Origin of the sequence: Paraburkholderia sp. WS6, assembly GCF_030464835.1 — a bacterium.
Lineage (GTDB): Bacteria > Pseudomonadota > Gammaproteobacteria > Burkholderiales > Burkholderiaceae > Paraburkholderia > Paraburkholderia madseniana.
Genome location: NZ_JALQCK010000009.1, coordinates 154,088 through 170,183, shown reverse-complemented (window position 1 = coordinate 170,183; position 16,096 = coordinate 154,088). Strand labels below are relative to the sequence as shown.

General features: G+C 61.6%; 11 protein-coding genes. 6 read left to right on the top strand and 5 right to left on the bottom strand.

The window, feature by feature from the left end:
• Positions 1-61 precede the first annotated feature (61 nt).
• The 4 genes from M0D64_RS13715 to M0D64_RS13700 form a co-directional block, all read right to left on the bottom strand.
• Positions 62-1,624 (bottom strand): DHA2 family efflux MFS transporter permease subunit, encoded by a 1,563-nt coding sequence (locus M0D64_RS13715; protein WP_154565236.1) that lies wholly within the window; start codon positions 1,622-1,624, stop codon positions 62-64.
• A gap of 31 nt (positions 1,625-1,655) precedes the next feature.
• Complete coding sequence (locus M0D64_RS13710; protein ID WP_266258077.1) at positions 1,656-2,927, bottom strand: EmrA/EmrK family multidrug efflux transporter periplasmic adaptor subunit; 1,272 nt, start codon at positions 2,925-2,927, stop codon at positions 1,656-1,658.
• 76 nt (positions 2,928-3,003) lie between these two features.
• Positions 3,004-4,527 carry an efflux transporter outer membrane subunit gene (locus M0D64_RS13705; RefSeq protein ID WP_266258075.1) on the bottom strand — a complete coding sequence of 508 codons (1,524 nt, stop codon included), beginning with the start codon at positions 4,525-4,527 and terminating at the stop codon, positions 3,004-3,006.
• 49 nt (positions 4,528-4,576) lie between these two features.
• Positions 4,577-5,092 (bottom strand): MarR family winged helix-turn-helix transcriptional regulator, encoded by a 516-nt coding sequence (locus M0D64_RS13700; protein WP_154565234.1) that lies wholly within the window; start codon positions 5,090-5,092, stop codon positions 4,577-4,579.
• A 318-nt stretch (positions 5,093-5,410) separates the two neighbouring features.
• Here M0D64_RS13700 and typA point away from each other — a divergent pair, with 318 nt between their 5' ends.
• From typA to M0D64_RS13670, 6 genes are all read left to right on the top strand, one after another.
• A complete protein-coding gene (typA, locus tag M0D64_RS13695; RefSeq protein ID WP_154565233.1) occupies positions 5,411-7,237 on the top strand; it encodes a translational GTPase TypA in 1,827 nt (608 codons plus the stop codon).
• Between the two features lie 382 nt (positions 7,238-7,619).
• Positions 7,620-10,481 carry a 2-oxoglutarate dehydrogenase E1 component gene (locus M0D64_RS13690; protein ID WP_266258074.1) on the top strand — a complete coding sequence of 954 codons (2,862 nt, stop codon included), beginning with the start codon at positions 7,620-7,622 and terminating at the stop codon, positions 10,479-10,481.
• A gap of 152 nt (positions 10,482-10,633) precedes the next feature.
• A complete protein-coding gene (gene odhB / locus M0D64_RS13685) occupies positions 10,634-11,941 on the top strand; it encodes a 2-oxoglutarate dehydrogenase complex dihydrolipoyllysine-residue succinyltransferase (RefSeq protein WP_266258073.1) in 1,308 nt (435 codons plus the stop codon).
• 139 nt (positions 11,942-12,080) lie between these two features.
• Positions 12,081-13,511: a dihydrolipoyl dehydrogenase gene (lpdA, locus tag M0D64_RS13680; RefSeq protein WP_266258072.1), complete on the top strand. Its 1,431-nt coding sequence runs from the start codon at positions 12,081-12,083 to the stop codon at positions 13,509-13,511.
• A gap of 88 nt (positions 13,512-13,599) precedes the next feature.
• Positions 13,600-14,697, top strand: a complete 1,098-nt coding sequence (gene zapE, locus M0D64_RS13675; protein ID WP_154565229.1) for a cell division protein ZapE — start codon at positions 13,600-13,602, stop codon at positions 14,695-14,697.
• A gap of 162 nt (positions 14,698-14,859) precedes the next feature.
• Positions 14,860-15,309 (top strand): transposase, encoded by a 450-nt coding sequence (locus tag M0D64_RS13670; RefSeq protein ID WP_171926858.1) that lies wholly within the window; start codon positions 14,860-14,862, stop codon positions 15,307-15,309.
• Positions 15,310-15,469: 160 nt separating this feature from the next.
• Here the strand turns inward: M0D64_RS13670 and M0D64_RS13665 are convergent, their stop codons facing one another.
• On the bottom strand, positions 15,470-15,955 hold the full coding sequence (locus tag M0D64_RS13665; RefSeq protein ID WP_154565227.1) for a DUF2147 domain-containing protein: 486 nt from the start codon (positions 15,953-15,955) through the stop codon (positions 15,470-15,472).
• Positions 15,956-16,096: the final 141 nt, after the last annotated feature.

Below are 16,096 nucleotides of genomic sequence, written 5' to 3'. Positions count from 1 at the left end.
GTCCCGCCTTTTTTCCATACAGCCCGCGTCTTAGCCCGCGTCGCGGACTAAAACCAGAACCTCAATGCGCCGCCGCAGCTGCCGCACCCGCATCACCACCGGCGCGTTCCGGCTTTGCCATCCAGATCAGCGCGATCAGCGCGACAAAGATCCCTGCCGATACAAAGAACAGATCGTTCACGCCCAACTGCGCGGCCTGTTGCGTAGCCATCGAATTGAACAGACCATATGCCTGCGGCTGACTGAAGCCCGCGGCACCCATCTGCCGGATCGACTGATCGAACACCGGGTTGTACGCGCTCGCCTGTTCGGCCAGTTGCGCATGATGCATGATGGTGCGGTGATCCCACGCGGTTTGGAAAATCGACGTGCCAATACCGCCGCACATGATCCGCACGAAATTCGACAAGCCCGACGCAGCCGGAATCCGGTTTCCCGGCAAACCCGACAGCGTAATCGACACCAGCGGGATGAAGAACCCGGCCATGCCGATCCCCTGAATCAACGTGGGCATGAGCAGCGAATAAGTATCGACGCCCGTCGTATAACGTGAGCGCATCCAGAAACACAGCGCGAACACGAGGAACGACAAGGTCGCGATGTAGCGCGGATCGGTACGCGGCAAGATCTTGCCGGTGATCGGCGACAGCAGCACGGCGAACACGCCGACCGGCGCCATCACGAGACCCGCTTCGGTGGCGGTGTAGCCGATATCGGTCTGCAGCCACAACGGCAACAACACGAGGTTGCCGAAGTAGAGCCCGTAGCCGATCGACAACGCAATCGTGCCGCTCGTGAAATTGCGCCGGCTGAAGAGCGACAGGTCGACCACGGGATGCTCGGCCGTCAATTCCCACACAATGAAGAACGCGAGCGAAATCACCGCGACCAGCGCAAGTACGACGATGGTGGTCGACGAGAACCAGTCGAGGTCCTTGCCCTTATCGAGCATCACCTGCAGCGAGCCGACCCAGAGGATCAGCAGGCCGAGACCGACGCCGTCGATCGGCGCCTTTTTGACGACCGAATCGCGGTTACGGAAGATCGTCCACGTCGCCACCGCGGCGATCGCGCCGACCGGAATGTTGACGTAGAAAATCCACGGCCACGAGATGTTGTCCGAGATCCAGCCGCCAAGAATCGGGCCGGCCACCGGCGCGATCAATGTGGTCATCGCCCACATCGATAAAGCCATCGGCGCCTTGGCGCGTGGGTAGCTCGCGAGCAGCAGCGTTTGCGATAGCGGAATCATCGGGCCGGCCACGGCGCCTTGCAGCACGCGCGAGGCCAGCAGGAACGGCAGGGTGGGGGCGAGACCGCACATCCACGACGAGATCACGAACAGGATGATCGACGCCATGAACAGGCGCACCTGGCCGATACGGTCGGTGAGCCAGCCGGTCAGCGGCACGGAGATCGCGTTCGCCACCGCGAACGACGTGATCACCCATGTGCCCTGGTCGGACGACACACCGAGGTCGCCCGAAATGGACGGGATCGACACGTTCGCAATCGACGTGTCGAGCACGTTCATGAACACGGCGAGCGACACCGCGATGGTGCCGATCACCAGTTGCGCGCCCTCGAGCGGCGGATGAGGGACTTGCGCCTGAGCCTGGGCCATTAATAAAACCTTCTATGAATCGTCGCGCCGCTTACATCAGCTTCGCGGCGGGCTTGGCAGCGCCGCCGGCTTGAGCCGACTTCTGCGAGCCGCCGTTCGGACCTGCATTTTCCGAAATGATGCGGGCGATTTCCGCATCCGCCTCATCGCCGTACTTGTCGAACACATTGGTCTGATAGACCGTGTTCGGCGCCTGGCCGAGCTGACCACCCTGGTCGTCCTTGATGCTCACGTCGGCTTGCATCGACAGGCCGATACGCAGCGGATGCTTTTCAAGTTCCTGCGGGTCGAGCGCGATCCGTACCGGCAGACGCTGGACCACCTTGATCCAGTTGCCGGTTGCGTTCTGCGCGGGCAGTAGCGAGAACGCCGAACCCGTACCCGCCGAGAAGCCGACCACCTTGCCGTGGTACACCACCGACGAACCGTACACGTCGGCCGTCAACTCGACCGGCTGGCCGATGCGCATGTGCTTCAGTTGCACTTCCTTGAAGTTCGCATCGACCCACACGCCGCCCAACGGCACGATAGCCATCAGCGGGGTGCCCGGCGAGACGCGCTGGCCGACCTGCACCGAGCGCTTCGCGACGTAGCCCGTGACCGGCGCCGGCAGGTTGTTACGCGCGTTGGCCAGATACGCGTCGCGCACCTTCGCGGCGGCAGCCTGCACGTTCGGGTGATTGGCGATCGTGGTGTTGGCGGTCAGCGCGCGGTTCGACGCCAGTTGTTGCTGGGCGGCGTCGACTGAGGCTTGCGCGCTCTTCACGGCATCGCGGGCGTGCGAGATTTCTTCGGCCGACACGGCGCCGGTTTGTGCGACCGTCAGGCGGCGCTTCAAGTCGTCCTGTGCGCGCGACAGATCGGACTGGCGCTGGGCAACTTGCGCCTGGTACTGGTTGTCGTCGGCGAACAGGCCGCGCACCTGGCGCACCGTCTGCGCGAGATTCGCTTCGGCTTGTTCGAGCGCGACGCGAGCGTCGGCCGGATCGAGCACGACGAGCGGGTCGCCGGCCTTCACAGTTTGCGTGTCGTCCGCGTTCACGGCGACAACCGTGCCGGTGACCTGCGGCGTGATCTGCACGACGTTGCCGTTCACGTACGCGTCGTCGGTGTCTTCATGGAAGCGTGCGTCGAGGAAGTAGTACAGGCCGTAGGCGACCGCGGCGATCAGGATCACGATGACGAGCAGCGTCATCATGCGCTTGCGTTTGCCGCTGTTCGCCGGCGGTTGTGCCGGTTGCGTCGGCTGCGGGGCCGGCTGAGTCGGCTGTGTAGTAGCCGCGGGCTGTTGGGTGGTGCTCATTGATGTGCTCCGGGTTCTCTCAAGCGTCGTCGTTTATTCGGATGTTTATGCGAGTGTGGGTCGCGTCGATGTGGCTTCAGTTTGCAGCGGCGGTCGCAGCGGTGGCCGATGCCGCGGCGGCCGATGCCGGGGCATCGGTCGGCACCACGAGGCCCGTTTGCGTTGCGTCGAAACCGCCACCGAGCGCCTTGATGAGGCCGATCTGCAGATCGCGGCGGCGCATCTTCAGGCCCGTTATCGTCTGTTCGGCGGCAAGGCGGTTCTGGTCGGCGGTCAGCACCTGCAACTGCGGCGACAAACCGGCCTTGTAGCGGATCACCGCGAGCTGATAGGCCTTGGTCGACGCGTCGAGCGCGCGCTGCGCGTCGCCCGATTGCTGGTCGATCGAACGGATCGACGACACTTGCGTCGCGACATCCGAGAGGGCATTGATCAGTGTCTGGTTGTAGTTCGCCACATCGAGGTCGAAGTCTGCGTAGCGGCCCTTCAACTGCGAGCGCAGCGCGCCGGCGTCGAAGATCGGCAGGTGAATCGCCGGACCGAATTGCATCTGACGGCTGCCCGACTTCAGGAAACGCCCCCAGCCGAACGCATCGAAACCGAAACCGGCGGCGAGGTTGACGTCCGGGAAGAATTCGGCCTTCGCTTCCTTCACGTCGTGCATCGCGGCTTCGACCTGCCAGCGCGCGGCGACGATATCCGCGCGGCGCGCCACGAGGTCGGCGGGCAGGTTGTTCGGCAGCGCTACCGTATCGCCGGTGGTCAGGGCCGGTTTAGCGATCTGCAGGCCACGATCCGGACCCTTGCCGAGCAGCGCGCCCAACTGATAGCGCGCCACGGTGATCTGGCCGTCGAGATCGGTCAGGTTCGCCTGGCTGGTCGCGATGTTGCCGTTCGCGGTTTCCCGTTCGACGTTGGTGTCGAGCCCGGCGGTTACGCGGCCGTTGGTGATGCGGCTGATGTCCTGGCGGTTGGCGATTTCGCGCGCAGCGATGTCGCGGAATGCGTACAACTGGGCGAGCTGGTTATAGGTGCTCGCCACGGAGGAGGCAAGCGTTACGCGCGCCTGCTGCATATCGGCTTCTGCGGCCTTTTCCTGCGACACGGCCTGGCCCAGGCGCTGGCGGTTCTTGCCCCACAGGTCCAGATCCCACGACGCGCTCGCCAGTACGTTGTTTTCGCTATACCAGGTGCCGCCGAATGGAGGCGGGTAGAGCCCGTTTCCCGAGAACAGCTCGCGGGTCCATGAGTAGCTGCCGTCGACCTTCGGGTACAGCGCCGAGCGCGTGCTTTCAATGTACGACGAAGCCTTGGCGAGGCGTGCCTGCGCCTGCGCGATCGAGGGGCTGCCTTCCAGCGCTTCCGCGATCAGCTTCGGCAGTTGCGGGTCGCCGAACTGGTTGGCCCAGTCGAGCGACGGCCACTGGCCGCCCTGGCCGGACAGGCTCTGGCTGGACTCGTACTGAGCCGGCGACGAGATCTGCTTGTCGCTCTTCATGCCGAAGTAGTTCGCGCACCCCGTGAGGGCGAGCGCCGCCACCGCGGCGGCGACAGCGGCCCGGCTCGAAAGTGCGGGCGCGGACAGGGAAAGGGATTTCATCGCTCGACTCTTTGAGTGGAATGTAATGATGGACACTGCAAGCAATTTATTACGATTTGCTGTCAAAATTGCTTGCTGCATCACGGGTTAGTCCCGTTTGTTCGCCGGAATTGATGAGTACGCGGCGCAGCATGCTCTTCAGAAAACCCACTTCTTCGGGGGTAAAGCCGCCCAGCAGGTCGTCCAGCACGCCGTTGAAAATGGCCGGCATTTTGGCCGCGATCGCGTGGCCTTCCGGTGTCAGCGCGAGTCGCACGACCCGCCGGTCTTCGTTGCTGCGCACTCTTGTCAGCAGGCCGCGCTTTTCCAGCCGGTCGACCAGACGCGTGACGGCGCTTGCGTCGATGCCGTATTCGCGCGCCAGTTCGGCCGCCAGCAGGCACTTGCCGCTCGCCACCATGAACAGGATGCTGCCTTGCTGGCTGGTGATGCCCAACTCGGCCATGCTGCGTTGCGTGACCAGGTTCGACATGGTCGATTTCACCCGCGAGAGCAAATAGCCGACGCTTTCGCCCAACTGATACTCGCTGATCTCTGAGCCGGGTGTTGAGGACGGATCCGTCATGATTCTCGTGCGAATGCAATGGTTGACTAGGCAGGATTATAGGCAGCGGTTGATTGACGCGGCAAGCGTTATTACAGCTTAGGCAAGGAACTTTTACGGCTCAAGGCACAATGCGCGTGGATTTGCGTAGGATTTCGTCGAAGCCGTGTGGGTCTGTTTCTTACGCGGCGCTGCGTGGAAGACGATGGGGCTATCAGGGAATACCAGAAAGCTTCATTTGGGCGTGCTATAATGTTGGGTTCCCAAAAGTGCGCTTTGGGCTTTGTTGGCTTCGTACACAATGCTGCTGCTGGCGCACTCAACTGTCTCCAGGTTCCTATGACTCGCGCCCTACGCAATATCGCCATCATTGCCCACGTCGACCACGGCAAGACCACGCTCGTCGACCAGCTCCTCCGCCAAACCGCCACCTTCCGCGACAACCAGGCGGTTGTCGAGCGCGTGATGGACTCGAACGACATCGAAAAGGAACGTGGCATCACGATTCTTTCGAAGAACTGCGCGGTCGAGTACGAAGGCACGCACATCAACATCGTCGACACCCCGGGCCACGCCGACTTCGGCGGTGAAGTGGAGCGTGTGCTGTCGATGGTCGACTCGGTGCTGCTGCTGGTCGACGCGGTCGAAGGCCCGATGCCGCAAACGCGCTTCGTGACCAAGAAGGCGCTGGCGCTCGGTCTCAAGCCGATCGTCGTGATCAACAAGGTCGACCGCCCGGGCGCGCGGATCGACTGGGTGATCAACCAGACGTTCGACCTGTTCGACAAGCTGGGTGCAACTGACGAACAACTCGATTTCCCGATCGTCTACGCATCGGGTCTGAATGGCTACGCCGGCCTGACGCCGGACGTGCGCGAAGGCGACATGCGTCCGCTGTTCGAAGCCGTGCTGGAACACGTGCCGGTCCGCCCGGCTGATCCGTCGGCGCCGCTGCAACTGCAGATCACGTCGCTGGATTATTCGTCGTACGTCGGCCGCATCGGCGTTGGCCGCATTACGCGTGGCACGATCAAGCCGGGCATGTCCGTCGCGGTGCGTTCGGGCCCCGATGGCGCGATCCTGAACCGCAAGATCAATCAGGTCCTGTCGTTCAAGGGTCTCGAGCGCGTGCAGGTCGACTCGGCAGAAGCCGGCGACATCGTGCTGATCAACGGTATCGAAGAAATCGGTATCGGCGTGACCATCTGCGCACCGGAGCAGCCGGACGCGCTGCCGATGATCACCGTCGACGAACCGACCCTGACGATGAACTTCCTCGTCAATTCGTCGCCGCTGGCCGGCCGCGAAGGCAAGTTCGTCACGAGTCGTCAGATTCGCGACCGCCTGATGAAGGAACTGAACCACAACGTGGCGCTGCGCGTGAAAGAAACGGGCGACGAAACTACGTTCGAAGTGGCAGGCCGCGGCGAGCTGCACCTGACCATCCTGGTCGAAAACATGCGCCGTGAAGGCTACGAGCTGGCCGTGTCGCGTCCGCGCGTGGTGATGACGGAAGTCGACGGCGTGAAGCATGAGCCGTATGAAAACCTGACGGTCGACATGGAAGACGGCCACCAGGGTGGCGTGATGGAAGAGCTGGGCCGCCGCAAGGGCGAAATGCTCGACATGGCATCGGACGGCCGTGGCCGTACGCGTCTCGAGTATCGTATCTCGGCGCGTGGGCTGATCGGTTTCCAGGGCGAATTCTTGACGCTGACGCGCGGTACGGGCCTGATGAGCCACACGTTCGACTCGTATCAGCCGGTCAGGGAGGGTGGTGTCGGCGAGCGTCGTAACGGCGTGCTGATTTCGCAGGACGACGGCGCGGCAGTGGCGTACGCACTGTGGAAGCTGCAGGATCGCGGCCGTATGTTCGTGTCGCCGGGCGAGCCGCTGTACGAAGGCATGATCATCGGCATTCACAGCCGTGACAACGACCTGGTCGTGAACCCGATCAAGGGCAAGCAGCTGACCAACGTGCGTTCGTCGGGTACGGACGAAGCGGTGCGCCTCGTGCCGCCGATCCAGATGTCGCTGGAATACGCGGTTGAATTCATCGACGACGACGAACTGGTTGAAGTCACGCCGAAATCCATCCGTCTGCGCAAGCGTTACCTGAAGGAACACGAGCGCCGCAGCGCCAGCCGTAAGGGCGCAGTGGACTAAATCAGCATCGGCCCTAATCCAGGGTAAGCAGCATGCTGTCAGGCAAAAGCCACCTCCGGGTGGCTTTGCCATTTCTGGCGCCCAATTCGCGTTGCACGCAATTGCTCGCGGTTGGCTGTCTGTTTGTCGTGTTTGTCCCCGTTTTTTGCAGAAGTCTGTTGCGAGGCTTGCAAAACCGGCCGGAAGCCCGCCGTAAAAGGCTTGAGCGGCAATCCGTCTGCTATCTGCACTATCCGTTCTGTGATATGCTCCCCGGGTGCAAAGTTTTAGGTCCTTCCAAGCAAGACTTGATTCGCGCAATCCGCTAAACGGTCAGGCCGTGTCGCGGAAGGTTCTGTAACCCGCTATTTCTCGAGAAACTCGAAGAAAGGTGAGCGTAAAAATGATGAAGCAATTCCAGTCGAACTCTTATCTGTTCGGCGGCAATGCTCCGTACGTAGAAGAAATGTACGAAGCGTATCTCGATAATCCGGCGTCAGTGCCCGAGAACTGGCGCAGCTATTTCGACGCGTTGCAGAACGTCCCTGCATCGGATGGCAGCAATGCCAACGACGTGGCCCATGGCCCGATCGTCGAATCGTTTGCGCAACGGGCCAAGGCTAATGCCTTCATCCCGCGCACGGCGGCCGGCGGCGAAGATCTCGCTACCTCCCGCAAGCAAGTCTATGTGCAGTCCCTCATCGGCGCATATCGCTTCCTCGGCTCGCAATGGGCCAATCTCGATCCCCTGAAGCGCCGCGAACGTCCCGCTATCCCCGAACTTGAACCCGCGTTCTACGACTTCACCGAAGCCGACATGGACCAGGAGTTCAGCGCCACGAATCTGTATTTCGGGTTCGAGCGTGCTTCGCTGCGCGAGATCGTCAAGGCCCTGCGTGACACGTACTGCGGCACGATCGGCGCCGAGTACATGTACATCAGCGATCCGGAACAGAAGCGCTGGTGGAAAGAGAAGCTCGAGTCGATCCGTTCGACGCCGAACTTCTCCAATGAAAAGAAAAAGCACATCCTGAATCGCCTGACGGCCGCTGAAGGCCTCGAGCGCTTCCTGCACACCAAGTACGTCGGCCAGAAACGCTTCTCGCTCGAAGGCGGCGAAAGCTTCATCGCCTCGATGGACGAAGTCGTGCGTCATGGCGGCGCCAACGGCGTACAGGAAATCGTCATCGGCATGGCCCACCGTGGCCGTCTGAACGTGCTGGTCAATACGCTCGGCAAGATGCCGGCTGACCTGTTTGCCGAATTCGAAGGCAAGCACGTCGACGACCTGCCGGCCGGCGACGTGAAGTACCACAAGGGTTTCTCGTCGGACGTTTCGACCGAAGGCGGCCCGGTTCACCTGTCGCTCGCGTTCAACCCGTCGCACCTTGAAATCGTCAACCCGGTGGTCGAAGGTTCGGCGAAGGCACGTATGGATCGCCGCGGCGACGACAGCGGCCTGCAAGTGCTGCCGGTGCAGATCCACGGCGACGCGGCCTTCGCAGGCCAGGGCGTCGTGATGGAAACGCTGAACCTCGCGCAAACGCGCGGTTACGGCACGCACGGCACGCTGCACATCGTCATCAACAACCAGATCGGTTTCACGACGTCGGACCCGCGCGACTCGCGCTCCACGTTGTACTGCTCGGACGTCGTCAAGATGATCGAGGCGCCGGTGCTGCACGTGAACGGTGACGATCCTGAAGCGGTCGTGCTGGCTACGCAGTTGGCTATCGACTTCCGGATGCAGTTCCACAAGGACGTGGTTGTCGACATCGTCTGCTTCCGCAAGCTGGGTCACAACGAGCAGGACACGCCGGCGGTTACGCAGCCGTTGATGTACAAGACGATTGCGAAGCACCCGGGCACGCGCGCGCTGTACGCTGAAAAGCTGGTGCAACAGGGCGTGATCACGGCGGCAGAAGGCGACGAATTCGTCAAGGCCTACCGCAAGGCGATGGACGAAGGCCATCACACGATCGATCCGGTGCTCTCGAACTACAAGAGCAAGTACGCGGTGGATTGGGTTCCGTTCCTGAACCGCAAGTGGACCGACGCAGCCGACACGGCAGTGCCGCTGGCTGAGTTGAAGCGCCTCGCTGAGCGCGTCACCACGATCCCGGAAAACTTCAAGGTTCACCCGCTGGTCGAGCGCGTCATCAACGACCGTCGCGCGATGGGCCGTGGTGAAGCGAAGCTCGACTGGGGCATGGGCGAACACCTGGCATTCGCGTCGCTGGTCGCATCGGGCTATGCAGTGCGCCTGACCGGTCAGGACTCGGGCCGTGGCACGTTCACGCACCGTCACGCGGTGCTGCACGATCAGAACCGCGAACGCTGGAACGACGGCACGTATGTGCCGCTGCAGAACATCGCCGAAGGTCAGGCGAAGTTCACAGTGATCGACTCGGTGCTGTCGGAAGAAGCGGTGCTGGGATTCGAATACGGTTACTCGACCGCTGAACCGAATACGTTCGTCGCGTGGGAAGCGCAGTTCGGCGACTTCGTGAACGGCGCGCAAGTCGTGATCGACCAGTTCATCTCGTCGGGCGAAGTGAAGTGGGGCCGCGTGTCGGGTCTCACGATGCTGCTGCCGCACGGCTACGAAGGTCAAGGTCCGGAGCACTCGTCGGCACGTATCGAACGTTTCCTGCAACTGTGCGCAGACCACAACATGCAGGTCGTTCAACCGACCACGCCGGCGCAGATTTTCCACCTGTTGCGCCGTCAGATGATCCGCCTGTTCCGCAAGCCGCTGATCGTCGCTACGCCGAAGTCGCTGCTGCGCCACAAGGAAGCCGTGTCGGATCTGTCCGAACTGGCGAAGGGCGCGTTCCAGCCGATCCTCGGTGAAATCGACGAAGCGATCGAGCCGAAGAAGGTCAAGCGCGTGGTGGCATGCTCGGGCCGCGTGTACTACGACCTGCTGGCACATCGCCGTGAATCGAAGTCGAACGACGTCGCGATCATCCGTATCGAACAGCTCTATCCGTTCGCGCATAAGCAGTTCGAAGCGGAAATGAAGAAGTACGACAACGCGACCGAAGTGGTCTGGGTGCAGGACGAGCCGCAGAATCAAGGCCCGTGGTTCTACATCGAGCACCACCTGAAGGAAGGCATGAAGGACGGGCAGAAGCTGGCATACAGCGGACGTCCGGCTTCGGCCTCGCCGGCAGTCGGCTACTACGCGAAGCACTACGAGCAGCAGAAGGCGCTGATCGAAGGCGCTTTCGGCCGCCTCAAGAGCGCGTCGATCGCTAAATAAGGAAAACAGACGAACCGGGAAAGCGCGTTGCGCTTTCCCGTGCCGCGTTCAGTCACCCCATGGTGGTTCGTTCCCGGCAGGTATGGTTCGCAGGCGGTCGTCGAGTACATAGATCGCGCGCCGTCACCCGATACGTATTCAGGATATTCATAATGGCTATTGTTGAAGTCAAGGTTCCCCAGCTCTCCGAGTCGGTTTCGGAAGCCACGATGCTGCAGTGGAAGAAGAAGCCCGGCGAGGCTGTTGCTCAAGACGAAATTCTCATCGAAATCGAGACCGACAAGGTCGTGCTCGAAGTGCCGGCGCCCTCCGCCGGCGTGCTCGCACAAGTGATCTCGAACGACGGCGACATCGTCGTTGCGGATCAGGTGATCGCCAAGATCGACACCGAAGGCACGGCAGGCGCCGCTGCTGTCGAAGCCGAAGTGAAGCCGGCTCCGGTTGCCGCACCGGCACCGGCCGCTGCACCGGCACCGGCCGCTGCACCGGCCGCTCAGGCTGCATCCGCAACGGGTGCGAACACCGCTGCTTCGCCGGCTGCCGGCAAGCTGATGGCCGAGAAGGGTCTGGGCGCGGGCGACGTCGCCGGCACGGGCCGCGACGGCCGCATCACCAAGGGTGACGTGCTGACCGCGGGTCAAGCCGCACCGGCACCGGCTGCCAAGGCCGCGGCACCGGCACCGGCTGCCGCACCGAAGGCTGCGAAGCCGTCGCTGCCGGACGTTAAGGCACCGGCATCGGCCGACCAATGGCTGAAAGACCGCCCGGAACAACGCGTGCCGATGTCGCGTCTGCGTGCACGTATCGCCGAGCGTCTGCTCGAGTCGCAGCAAACCAACGCCATCCTCACCACGTTCAACGAAGTGAACATGGCGCCGGTGATGGACCTGCGCAACAAGTACAAAGACAAGTTCGAAAAGGAACATGGCGTGAAGCTGGGCTTCATGTCGTTCTTCGTGAAGGCGGCTGTTCACGCGCTGAAGAAATTCCCGCTCGTGAACGCGTCGATCGACGGTAACGACATCGTCTATCACGGCTATTTCGACATCGGTATCGCGGTCGGATCGCCGCGTGGCCTGGTGGTGCCGATCCTGCGCAACGCAGATCAACTGAGCCTCGCCGAAATCGAAAAGAAGATTGCTGAATTCGGCCAGAAGGCCAAGGACGGCAAGCTGTCGATCGAAGAAATGACGGGCGGTACGTTCTCGATCTCGAACGGTGGTGTGTTCGGTTCGATGCTGTCGACCCCGATTATCAATCCGCCGCAATCCGCCATTCTGGGCGTGCACGCCACCAAGGAACGCGCTGTGGTCGAAAACGGCCAGATCGTGATCCGTCCGATGAACTATCTGGCGCTGTCGTACGACCACCGGATCATCGACGGTCGCGAAGCGGTGCTGTCGCTGGTCGCCATGAAGGATGCGCTGGAAGACCCGGCGCGCCTGCTGCTCGACCTGTAAGCACTGGCTCGGCTGGCGTCGGCTTGTCATCGCACAAGTCGGCGCCATATAAGCAGTACGTCTTTAGCATTCCGCAGTACTCGAACGACGCGCGCCACGAAGCGTGGCCGCGCGTCGCTCCGTCATCAAAAGGATTGTCATGTCCAAAGAATTTGACGTCGTTGTGATCGGCGCCGGCCCCGGCGGTTATATCGCCGCTATCCGTGCAGCGCAGCTCGGCAAGACGGTCGCATGTATCGAAAAATGGAAGAACCCGGCCGGCGCGCTGAAGCTCGGCGGCACGTGCCTAAACGTGGGTTGCATTCCGTCGAAGGCGCTGCTCGCGTCGTCGGAAGAATTTGAAAACGCGCAGCACCACCTCGCCGATCACGGTATCAACGTGTCGGACGTGAAGCTCGACATCACGAAGATGCTCGCCCGCAAGGAAGGCATCGTCGAGAAGATGACCAAGGGTATCGAGTTCCTGTTCCGCAAGAACAAGATCACGTGGCTCAAGGGCCATGGCAAGTTCACCGGCAAGACGGACGCCGGCGTGCAGATCGAAGTCAGCGGCGAAGGCGAAACCGAAGTCGTGACGGCGAAGAACGTCATCATCGCCACGGGTTCGAAGGCTCGTCATCTGCCGAACGTTCCGGTCGACAACAAGATCGTCGCCGACAACGAAGGCGCACTGACGTTCGACTCCGTGCCGAAGAAGCTCGCCGTGATCGGCGCAGGCGTGATCGGTCTGGAGCTCGGCTCGGTGTGGCGCCGTCTGGGCGCTGACGTGACCGTGCTCGAAGCGCTGCCGGAATTCCTCGGCGCGGCTGACCAGGCGCTCGCCAAGGAAGCCGCCAAGCAATTCAAGAAGCAAGGTCTGGACATCCACGTCGGCGTGAAGGTCGGCGAAATCAAGACCACTGACAACAGCGTCACGATCAATTACACGGACAAGGACGGCAACGCGCAAACGCTCGAAGCCGACCGCCTGATCGTGTCGATCGGCCGCGTACCGAACACCGACAACCTCGGTCTCGAAGCTATCGGCCTGAAGGCGAACGAGCGCGGCTTCATCGACGTCGACGACCACTGTGCAACGGCTGTGCCGAACGTGTACGCGATCGGCGACGTGGTGCGTGGCCCGATGCTCGCGCACAAGGCTGAAGACGAAGGCGTGATGGTTGCCGAAATCATCGACGGTCAGAAGCCGCATATCGACTACAACTGCATTCCGTGGGTGATCTACACCGAACCGGAAATCGCGTGGGTCGGCAAGACCGAACAGCAACTGAAGGCCGAAGGCCGCGAAGTCAGGACGGGCCAGTTCCCGTTCATGGCAAACGGCCGCGCGCTCGGCATCAACAAGGCGGATGGTTTCGTCAAGATGATCGCCGACGCGAAGACCGACGAGCTGCTGGGCGTGCACATCATCTCGGCAAACGCATCGGACCTGATCGCGGAAGCCGTGGTGGCGATGGAATTCAAGGCGGCGTCGGAAGACATCGGCCGCATTTGCCATCCGCACCCGTCGCTCTCGGAAGTCATGCGCGAAGCGGCTCTGGCCGTGGACAAGCGCGCGCTGAACATGTAATCGCGCACGCCTGACTGAACGCAACTCTGGCATCACCACGAAGGCGGGCGGGTTCACTCCCTCCCGCCTTTCTTTTTGCAGCAACACAATGAACGTCACCGAATACTACGAAAAAGAACTGCAGACGCGGGGTTATCAATCGGACCCGGCGCAACGCGCGGCGGTTGACCGTCTGCAGCGGTGTTATGACGAGTGGGTCGAGTACAAATCGCGCCGCTCGAACGCGTTCAAAAAACTGATCATCCACCCGGATCTGCCACGTGGCGTGTACTTGTGGGGCGGCGTAGGGCGGGGCAAGAGCTTCCTGATGGACAGCTTCTACATGATCGTGCCGGTGCAGCGCAAAACGCGGCTGCATTTCCACGAGTTCATGCGCGAGGTGCATCGCGAACTGGAAGAGCTGAAAGGTACAGCCGATCCGCTCGACGAACTCGCGCGCCGTATCGCCAAGCGCTACCGGCTGATCTGTTTCGACGAATTCCACGTCTCGGATATCGCCGACGCGATGATCCTCTACCGTCTGCTCGACAAGCTGTTCGAGAACGGCGTGCAATTCGTGATGACGTCCAACTACGATCCGGACACGCTCTATCCGGACGGTCTGCATCGCGACCGCATGCTGCCGGCAATCGAACTGATCAAGTCGAAGCTCGACGTGATTAACGTCGACGCGGGGATCGACTACCGTAAGCGCACGCTGGCTCAGGTCGAGGTGTATCACACGCCGCTTGGCGCTGCTTCGGATAAAGCATTGCGCGACGCGTTTTCGCGCCTTGCAGCAGTTCCTGATGAGAGCCCTATCTTGCGCATTGAAAAGCGCGAGCTGAAGGCGCTGCGACGCGCTGACGGCGTCGTGTGGTTCGATTTCGCGACGCTCTGCGGCGGCCCACGCTCGCAGAACGATTACCTCGAGCTGGCGAGCCGCTTTCACGCTGTGATCCTGTCCGGCGTGCCGCAGATGTCGGTGCGCATGGCCTCGGAGGCGCGCCGCTTCACCTGGCTGATCGACGTGTTCTACGATCACAAGGTCAAGCTGCTGATGTCGGCAGCGGTGCCGCCCGATCAGTTGTATGTCGACGGTCCGATGGCCAACGAATTCACGCGCACAGTCTCGCGCATCGTCGAAATGCAATCGAAAGAATATCTCGACACGCCGCGCCGGATCGTCGATACGTCGCTGACTTAAGCCGCCGCGTGACGCGGGCGCGGATGCTTTTGCGATAGATCACGGTCCGCTTGTCGAAGCGGCGGAGTCCGAAGTCGTATTTTCAAGATTCGGATTGGTCTTATGTTCCGTCCGCGGAGGACTGGATATCTTATTTGTCATGGTTCTGACAAAGGAGAAGCCATGAATCCGTACCGTGATATCAATGATGAAGAATGGCAACGTGTTGCACCGTTGCTCCCTGAACTGCGTCCGCGTTCCGAACTGCGTGGCCGGCCGCTCGCCAACACGCGCTCCGTGCTCAACGGCGTGCTGTGGGTGATGTATAGCGGCGCGACCTGGTCCGCCATGCCGCGCAAATATCCGTCGTATCAGACCTGCCATCGCCGCTTCAAGGCATGGTACGAGTCCGGCGTACTCAAGCGCATCATGGACCAGTTGTTTGGCGCATCGAGCGAAGAACTCTGCAAGCTGATGGAAGCGCGCATGCGCACGCATGTGGGCGCGGAACAGAAGAGCGTTGACGCAGAAAAGGTGCCCGCAGCAGTGCCCCCGGCGTACAGCCCGGCATCGGTCAAGCCGTTACCGTCTTCGCCGTTCGCGTATACGTCGCCCTTCAAGCACGCTGCATGACAACTTCAACCAGCCAGACGCAAACAAAAAAACGGCCGGACGATAGCGATCGTCGGCCGTTTTTTCTGGTTCCATTCTGGCAGCAGATGCGGCCTTAATGGAACATCAGCTTCGCGCGTCAGGCATTGGCGCCTGAACGACGCGCTCGTTATTGCTGGCGTTACTGTTGGCGAATCCAGGTTTGCGAGCGGCCCAGCAGCGAAACGCCAATGTAGCCACGCACCACCAGCTTGTTCCCACCGTCTTCAAGGTGCATCTTGCACTTGTAGACCTTGCCGTTTTCCGGGTCGAGAATCTGCCCTTGATCCCAGCCGTCGCCGTCCTTTTTCATATCGTTGATGATCGTCATGCCGAGAATCAACTGGTCCTTGCGCGCGTCCGTACATTCAGTGCAGCGGCGATCCGGTTTATCGTTCGCACCGAGTCCCTTGATCACCTTGCCACTCAGCGAGCCGCTGCTGTCCTGTGCAATTTGCACGAGTGCCTTGGGCTGGCCGGTGCTGTCGTCAATGGTTTGCCACGTGCCGACCGGAGAATCGGCCTGCGCCATTGCCGTGACGGCGCTGACGAGCAGCACGCCGGCGAGGGCGGCATGTTTGGCTGTGCGAAGCGCGATTGCGCGCGCGTGTTGAGTGAATTGCATCATTGTCTTCCTCCTTGATTAAAGACGGCGCGATCATGGTCGCGCGGCGTTATTGGCATCTCGGGCGGTCTTCAGTTGCCGACTGCCGTGATGCCTGGTATTGCCTCTCAGATTCCACTTCGACCACATCGGCGTGCGCCCCCC

Bases quoted from the DNA above. Each gene is read 5' to 3' on its own strand.
- M0D64_RS13715 (WP_154565236.1), bottom strand. From the start codon at position 1,624: ATGGCCCAGGCTCAGGCGCAAGTCCCTCATCCGCCGCTCGAGGGCGCG.
- M0D64_RS13710 (WP_266258077.1), bottom strand. From the start codon at position 2,927: ATGAGCACCACCCAACAGCCCGCGGCTACTACACAGCCGACTCAGCCG.
- M0D64_RS13705 (WP_266258075.1), bottom strand. From the start codon at position 4,527: ATGAAATCCCTTTCCCTGTCCGCGCCCGCACTTTCGAGCCGGGCCGCT.
- M0D64_RS13700 (WP_154565234.1), bottom strand. From the start codon at position 5,092: ATGACGGATCCGTCCTCAACACCCGGCTCAGAGATCAGCGAGTATCAG.
- typA (WP_154565233.1), top strand. From the start codon at position 5,411: ATGACTCGCGCCCTACGCAATATCGCCATCATTGCCCACGTCGACCAC.
- M0D64_RS13690 (WP_266258074.1), top strand. From the start codon at position 7,620: ATGATGAAGCAATTCCAGTCGAACTCTTATCTGTTCGGCGGCAATGCT.
- odhB (WP_266258073.1), top strand. From the start codon at position 10,634: ATGGCTATTGTTGAAGTCAAGGTTCCCCAGCTCTCCGAGTCGGTTTCG.
- lpdA (WP_266258072.1), top strand. From the start codon at position 12,081: ATGTCCAAAGAATTTGACGTCGTTGTGATCGGCGCCGGCCCCGGCGGT.
- zapE (WP_154565229.1), top strand. From the start codon at position 13,600: ATGAACGTCACCGAATACTACGAAAAAGAACTGCAGACGCGGGGTTAT.
- M0D64_RS13670 (WP_171926858.1), top strand. From the start codon at position 14,860: ATGAATCCGTACCGTGATATCAATGATGAAGAATGGCAACGTGTTGCA.
- M0D64_RS13665 (WP_154565227.1), bottom strand. From the start codon at position 15,955: ATGATGCAATTCACTCAACACGCGCGCGCAATCGCGCTTCGCACAGCC.